Below are 6,656 nucleotides of genomic sequence, written 5' to 3'. Positions count from 1 at the left end.
GTTACTCCGAGCTCGGCACCAAGGGCGGCCATCGCGTGCGCGACCTGATCAACAAGGGCAAGGAATCCGAAGGCAACGAGTGATCCATCCCGGAGAAGACCATGACACGAGGTGTAGGAGGCCATTCGCCGGCCAATGTGCAGAAGTACCTGAGCGGCGTGGGCTACCCCGCCGACAAGCAGGACCTGATCGAATGCGCCCGCCGCAACAACGCGCCGGACGACGTAATGCAGGAGATCAGGAAACTGCCTGACGAACAGTACGGCGGCCCCCAGGACGTGATGAAGGGCTACGGCAACGTCGAGTAGCCCCGCCGCCCATTCCACATCGACAGGAGCATCCATGAACAAGCAAACGCACGACAAGGGCGACATGACCGTCCGCCAAGCCGGCCAGAAGGGCGGCGAGACACGCAAGGACGAGCTGGGCCACGAGGGCTACTCGGAACTCGGCAAGAAGGGCGGCCAGCGGGTCCACGATCTCGTCAACGAGGGCAAGCAGGCCGAGCACGGCCGCAAGAAGTAAGCCCACCGGCGACTTTTTCCAATCCCAGAGAGGTGCAGATCATGACCAGCAACAAGAACCAGGGTGACATGAGCGTCCGCGAAGCCGGCCAGAAGGGCGGCGAGATCCGCAAGGAACAGCTCGGTCCCGAGGGCTACTCGGAGATGGGCAAGAAGGGCGGCGAGACGCGCAAGGAACAACTGGGTCCGGAGGGCTATTCGGCGCTCGGCAAGAAAGGCGGCGAAGCGCGCAAGGAAGAGCTGGGCCCGGAAGGCTATTCGGAGCTGGGCACCAAGGGCGGCCATCGCGTGCGCGACCTGGTGAACAAGGGCAAGGAATCCGAGTAAATCCGGTCCACTGATGCTGCGATACCGGCCGGCAGCGGTAGGGCCCGCCGGTTCGCGTGGTGGACGGTGCGGTGAATCGCGCAAACCCCGCGTCGCCGGAGTGCATCGCCTGCCCGCAGGCTCCCGCCCCTACCGGCCCGAGCCTGCGGGCAGGCGATGCGTTTTGTGCGGCGGCTTCAGCGGGAGCCGACAAGGTCAGGCGACGCCGAGCCCCTCGATGCCGCTGATCGCCTGTCCGTCGAACCCCGCCAGCTCGGCAAAGCGACGCCCGCGCTCGGCATAGTCGTGGAACTGGTCGAAGCTCGGCGCGCCCGGCGACAACAGCACCACGCCGCCTGCCGGCGCGAGCGCCCGCGTGCGCTCCACCGCCTCGGCCAGCGTCGCCACGAGGGCGACCTCGGATACCGCCTGCGCCTCGCGCAGTGCGGCCGCAATGCGCGGCCCGTTGGTGCCCTGCGCCACGATCGCCAGCCCGGCCCGGCCGCTCACCGCCTCGACGAACGGCGACCAGTCCAGACCGCGGTCGTGCCCGCCCACGATCACCGTCACCGCGCGCCCTTCCAGGCTCGCCAGTGCCGCAAGGGTGTCCTGCGGGGTGGTGCTGATCGAATCATTGATCCACCAGCGGCCGCCGCGTTCGCCCAGCGGCTGCAGCCGGTGCGGCAGCGCGTGGAACTGGGCCAACGCCGGCGTTGCGGCGCGCGCGTCGTGGCCCATCGCCTCCAGCGCCGCCAGCGCAGCGCATGCGTTGAGTGCGTTGTGCTCGCCCGGCACCGGCAGGTCGGCCACCGCGAATACACGCTCGCCCGCTCGACGGATGAACCCCTCGCGCAGGTGCCAGCCTTCGGGCACGCCGAACAGCACGCGCCGGGGATGTGTCGCCGTACGCGCGAGCAGCGCCTCCTGCGTGCCGTTGACCAGCAGCGTGTGCGCCGCGTCGGCGAGCCTGAGCTTGTCCGCCACGTAGCGTTCGCGCGAGCCGTGCCAATCCAGGTGTTCCTCGTAGAGGCTGGTGACCACGCCCAGCGGCAGCGGCCCGGCCTCGCCGGTCTGGAAGCTGGACAGCTCCACCGCCCACAGGTCCGCGCGCGTGTCGAGCAGCTCCAGCAGCGGCATGCCGATGTTGCCGGCCAGGGCGGTGCGCACGCCCAGGGATCGCGCCAGGTGCGCGATCAGCGCCGTGGTGGTGCTCTTGCCCTTGGTGCCGGTCACGGCAACCACCGGCGCCTGTGGCTGCTCGGCGAACCACAGCGCGGTGCCGGAAGTGAAGCGCGTGCCGCGTGCCTGCGCGTCCAGCAGCGCGGGCTTGTAGGCCGAGATGCCGGGCGATTTGATGACCACGTCGAACGCAGCCAATGCGGCCGCGTCCGGTTCCTCGCCGCGCACCGCCAGGGCCGGTTCGAACGCCTGCGCGACCTCCGTTTCCGCGGCGCTGCAGAACAAGGTGAGCGGCAACTGCGGCAGGCGTGCGCGCACGGCGGCGATCGCTGCCCTGCCCTCGCGACCGAATCCCCAGACGGCAACGCGCTTGCCAGCCAGGTCCGCGATGCGCATCAGCCAATGGCCTCGAGCGCGGGCCGCAGCCGTGAGGGCACGCGGTGCTCGGCTGCGGGCTGCAGCCAGGGCTCCAGCGCCAGCGTCGCCGGATCGAGCTGGGGCAGGATCTCGCGCGTGAAGCGCGCGACCAGCGCGTCTTCCTGCCACTCCGAGCGCTGGCTCAGCGCGTACATCGCCGCGCGTGCCTCGGCGCCCTCGCCCACGCATTCGAACGGCTTGTGGTCCTGGTATTCGAGCAATGCGTCGAAGCCGGCTGCCTGGCTTTCGTCGTCCAGCAGGTTGCGGCCAAAGATCGAGAGCAACCGCGGCTTGGGGCAGAACGGCGCCAGCGCCAGGAACACGAAATGGCACTTCGGGCACTGCCCGCACCAGCGGTCGGCCGGCTTGGGCCCGAGGATGCGGAAGTTGCGGTTGCAACTGGAGAAGGCGTCGAAGTAGGGCGTGAGCCGGGCGAACGCGCGGGTGATCGCCAGTTCCGAATACGGGCGCAGCAGCGAGCAGTAGTCCAGGTCCGCCGCCACGTGCGTATGCAGCCAGTCCGAAAGCATGGCCTCGAAGGCGTAGCCCTTGCTCCACTGGTGGTTCACCTGCTGGCCTTCGTATTCCAGCGTGGCGGCCGAGGCGGAGCGCTCGTTGGCGAAGGCGACCGAGTCGTAGCCGTAGAGGATCGCCGCCAGCGCCAGGATCACCGAGTTGATCGCGGTCACCGGGATGTGCCCGTTCCAGGCGCCCAGGCGGTTCAACTCGAACAGCACCGGCGAGAGCTCGCGCTGGATGTTGAGCATGGGCAGGCCGGTGCGCTCGGCGCAGGCGGCGATCAGCGGGGAGTTGCCGACCCACGCCGCGGTGGCCTCGCCGCCGATCGACTTGATCGCTTCCACCGCGACCAGCGAATCCTTGCCGCCGCCGATGGGGACGAGGGTGCGCTTGGGAAGGCCCAGAACGGGTGCGGGCGGCGGCGCGGCGACGCCGCGCGGGAAGGCGATGCGTCCGCGCAGGTCCAGGCCGTTGCGATAGGCGAACTCGGCCAGGCCGTGCAGGTAAAGCGCGTCGCACAGGTCGGCGGTTTGCGTGTCCAGCGGCTCGACGTCGATCGTCGGCGGCACACCGGCCTTGTAGTAGCTCACGCCCGCGACCAGGTGCAGCAGCTTGAGCGCCGCGTCGAAGGCCCTTCGGCGCTCGGCCGGCAGCGCAGGCGCGTCGGGGAAGCGGATGCGCTCGACCATTTCCTCGTCCTGGTCGAAGGCGTAGGCCAGCTCGGCCACGCCGTCGGCGTAGCTGGCGCGCACGAAGCGGAAGCTCTGGGTCAGGCGGGGGTTGATCGTGGTCACTCGTTCACTCCGATGGAACGTGCGTTGCCTTTGGGCTCCCCCATTCCCTTCTGAAGATGGAGGAAATGGCTGGGTGAAGTGCCGGGGCTCGCCAAAGCCTCCGTCACCGCCTCGAGCACGCTCTCGATGTTCGTCAGTACGTCATTGTTCCAGAAACGCAGCACGCGGTAGCCGTTGGCCTGGAGGTAACGCGTGCGTACATCGTCGTAATCTTGCTGTTCCAGATGTTGGCTGCCGTCGAGTTCCACCACCAGCATGCGTTCGGTGCAGATGAAATCGACCATGTAGCGGTCGATCTCATGCTGCCGACGGAACTTGCAACCATTCAGTTGCCGGTTCCGCAAGCGGTACCACAGCGCCTGCTCGGCATCGGTCATGCCTGTGCGCAGCCGGCGTGCGCGATCCACGTTCATGCGCTTCATCCTTGAAACTCCGCTCCATGAAAGTCTGTCGCTAGAGCACCCCCTCACCCCAACCCTCTCCCCGGAGGGGAGAGGGAGCAAAGGCTAAGGTCTCGCTTCATGCCTACTCCGCGCAGGACCAGCCCCCTCTCCCCTCCGGGGAGAGGGTTGGGGTGAGGGGCCGGGCTCGCCTCAGTCGTCCAGGATCACCTCGTCTGCCTCTTCCCGCAGGTTGTAGCGCGACGACATCACCTTGCCGTACGCGCCAGCTTGCGCGATCAGGATCACATCCCCCTCCTGCGCCTCGGGCAGGCGCCGATCGGTGCCCAGCACGTCGCCCGATTCGCAGATCGGCCCGACCACCTGGTAGAGCGCCTCCGCCGGCGCCTCCATGCGCGAGAGGTTCACGATCTCGTGCCAGGCGTCGTACAGCGTCGGGCGGATCAGGCTGTCCATGCCGGTGTCCACGCCGAGGTAGCGCAGCGTGCCCTTGCCCTTGACCTGGGTGACCCGGGCCAGCAGCACGCCTGCGTCGGCGACCAGGTAGCGGCCCGGCTCCATCCACAGCTGGTAATGCGGATAGGCCGCCTTGACCTCGCGCAGCACGCGGTCCAGCGCGGCGATGTCCAGCGGCGCCTCGCCCGGGTGCGAGGGCACGCCGAGCCCCCCGCCGATGTTGAGGAAGGCCACGCTGCCGATGCGCTCGGCCAGGCTCGCCAGCTGCGCGTGGACCTCGCCCCAGTGCTTCGGATCGAGCACGCCCGAGCCCAGGTGCGCATGCAGGCCGCGCACGCTCGCCTGGTGGGCGTCGGCCAGGCGCAGGAAGGCGTCGAGCTGCTCGACCGGCAGGCCGAACTTGCTGCCGTTGCCGCCGGTGCGCACCTTCTCGTGGTGGCCCAGGCCACGGCCCAGGTCCACGCGCAGCACGATCTCGCGGCCGCGGAACAGCTCGCCCCAGTGTTCCAGCGGATGCAATGCATCGAGGGTGATCGTCGCGCGCGTGGCCAGCGCATGGACGTAATCGGCGCGGCGCGCGAAGTTGGGCGTGAACAGCAGCGGCGCCTCGTCCGGAACCGTCGCCGCGACCGCGCGCAGTTCGCCCGGCGAGACGCACTCGAAGGCGAAGCCTTCCGCGGCCAGCGCACGCAGGATGGCCGGGTGGGTGTTGGCCTTGACCGCATAGTGCAGCCGGTCGACCGCGCCCAGCGACTTCATCGCGCGCGCCTGCGCGCGCACCGTGGGCACGTGGTAGACGTAGCGCGGCGTGGCTTCCTGTGCCAGCGCGAGCAGCCGCGTGCGTGCGACCGGCTCACGCCACCACGCGGCCGCCGGCGCCACCGCTTCGCCGCGGCCGTAGAGCACCTGCCAGCTCGGCCCGAACAGCGCGCTGTCGTCGGTGCGCAGCGCGCCGGCGGCGATCAGCAGGTCGTGCAGGTGCGGCAGCAGTTCGTCCACCACCGTCTCGTCCACCACGAAGGTGAGGTTGAGGTTGTTGGACGATTGCGAGATCAGGTGCACGCGAAGTTGCCCGAACTCGGCCAGCACGGTCGAGAGCGTGTGCAGCATCGAACGCATGCCGCGGCCGACCAGGGTGATCGCCGCGCAGGGCGCGATCACCTTGACCCGGCACACCTTGGCCAGGTCCGCCGCAAGCGCGGCCACGGCATCGGAATCGAGCAGGTTTTCGGTGGGATCGAGCGACACCGTCACGTTGGTCTCGGCCGAGCCGATCAGGTCCACCGACAGGCCATGCTTCTTGAACTGCGCGAACACATCGGCGAGGAAGCCGACCTGCTGCCACATGCCCACCGATTCCATCGACACCAGGGTCAGGCCCTTGCGGGCGCTGATCGCCTTGACGCTCGGCGCGTGCTCGCGCACCTCCGGGCCGATCACCGTGCCCTCGAGCTCGGGTCGGTTGGTGTCCTTGATCAGCAGCGGCACGCGCGGCTCGCGCAGCGGCGACAGGCAACGCGGGTGCAGCACCTTGGCGCCGGTGGTGGCGATTTCCTGCGCCTCTTCGTAGTCCAGCCGCGAGAGCAGGCGCGCGCCCGGCACCTGGCGCGGGTTGGCGGTGAACATGCCGGCGACGTCGGTCCAGATCTCTACCCGCTGAGCCTTCAGCAACGCGCCGAAATAGGCGGCCGAGGTATCCGAGCCGCCGCGGCCGAGCAGCACCGTGCGGCCCTGACCGTTATCGGATTGCGCCTCGCGCGCGATGAAACCCTGGGTGATGAACACTTCCCCGAGCGCCGCCAGGCGCGCGGCCAGCGACGGATCGGGGCGCGCCTCGACCGTGGCCGAGAGCAGGCGCGTACGCTCGTTCTGGTTCGGCAGGGCGATGGCAGCCAGGCATTCGCGTGCATCCACCCATTGCGTCGGCAGGTCGCTGGCGGTCAGGTAGGCCGCGCCCAGCGCGCTGGACATCAGCTCGCCGTGCGCCTGCACCTGCGCGGCCCAGGCCAGCTGACCCAGCGCGGCCGGGCCGCTGGCGGCCAGCGCCGCCAGGTCCGCCA

Annotated in this window: 7 protein-coding genes; 3 read left to right on the top strand and 4 right to left on the bottom strand. The window is 69.3% G+C overall.

Translation table 11 applies throughout. The features are described from left to right. Window positions 1-101: 101 nt before the first annotated feature. From HOQ08_RS13885 to HOQ08_RS13875, 3 genes are read left to right on the top strand one after another with little or no spacing between them, the layout of a single operon-like run. Entirely contained in the window at window positions 102-308 is a 207-nt protein-coding gene (locus HOQ08_RS13885; protein ID WP_291196060.1) for a DUF2795 domain-containing protein, read from the top strand. Between the two features lie 34 nt (window positions 309-342). Continuing rightward, complete coding sequence (locus tag HOQ08_RS13880; RefSeq protein WP_291196057.1) at window positions 343-525, top strand: hypothetical protein; 183 nt, start codon at window positions 343-345, stop codon at window positions 523-525. Window positions 526-566: 41 nt separating this feature from the next. Continuing rightward, window positions 567-851 carry a KGG domain-containing protein gene (locus tag HOQ08_RS13875; protein ID WP_291196054.1) on the top strand — a complete coding sequence of 95 codons (285 nt, stop codon included), beginning with the start codon at window positions 567-569 and terminating at the stop codon, window positions 849-851. A gap of 195 nt (window positions 852-1,046) precedes the next feature. On the opposite strand, the gene murD is transcribed toward HOQ08_RS13875, so the two are convergent. The 4 genes from murD to HOQ08_RS13855 all read right to left on the bottom strand — a co-directional run. Beyond that, a complete protein-coding gene (murD, locus tag HOQ08_RS13870) occupies window positions 1,047-2,405 on the bottom strand; it encodes a UDP-N-acetylmuramoyl-L-alanine--D-glutamate ligase (protein ID WP_291196052.1) in 1,359 nt (452 codons plus the stop codon). After that, a complete protein-coding gene (gene murL / locus HOQ08_RS13865) occupies window positions 2,405-3,730 on the bottom strand; it encodes a UDP-N-acetyl-alpha-D-muramoyl-L-alanyl-L-glutamate epimerase (RefSeq protein WP_291196063.1) in 1,326 nt (441 codons plus the stop codon). Before murL ends, murD begins: the two co-directional genes overlap by 1 nt. A 5-nt stretch (window positions 3,731-3,735) precedes the next feature. Then, on the bottom strand, window positions 3,736-4,152 hold the full coding sequence (locus HOQ08_RS13860; RefSeq protein WP_291196050.1) for an endonuclease domain-containing protein: 417 nt from the start codon (window positions 4,150-4,152) through the stop codon (window positions 3,736-3,738). Between the two features lie 180 nt (window positions 4,153-4,332). Then, window positions 4,333-6,656, bottom strand: a 2,324-nt coding sequence (locus HOQ08_RS13855; RefSeq protein ID WP_291196046.1) for a bifunctional aspartate kinase/diaminopimelate decarboxylase, incomplete at its 5' end; no start/stop codon positions are given.

Source organism: Frateuria sp., from assembly GCF_013362045.1.
Classification (GTDB): Bacteria; Pseudomonadota; Gammaproteobacteria; order Xanthomonadales; family Rhodanobacteraceae; genus Frateuria_A.
Note: the sequence above shows the minus strand (reverse complement) of the source record. Positions and strands in the feature narration are given on the sequence as shown.

What these genes read in the sequence shown, in the direction of transcription:
- HOQ08_RS13880 (WP_291196057.1), top strand. Translation starts at nt 343, where the DNA reads ATGAACAAGCAAACGCACGACAAGGGCGACATGACCGTCCGCCAAGCC.
- murD (WP_291196052.1), bottom strand. Translation starts at nt 2,405, where the DNA reads ATGCGCATCGCGGACCTGGCTGGCAAGCGCGTTGCCGTCTGGGGATTC.
- HOQ08_RS13875 (WP_291196054.1), top strand. Translation starts at nt 567, where the DNA reads ATGACCAGCAACAAGAACCAGGGTGACATGAGCGTCCGCGAAGCCGGC.
- HOQ08_RS13860 (WP_291196050.1), bottom strand. Translation starts at nt 4,152, where the DNA reads ATGAACGTGGATCGCGCACGCCGGCTGCGCACAGGCATGACCGATGCC.
- HOQ08_RS13885 (WP_291196060.1), top strand. Translation starts at nt 102, where the DNA reads ATGACACGAGGTGTAGGAGGCCATTCGCCGGCCAATGTGCAGAAGTAC.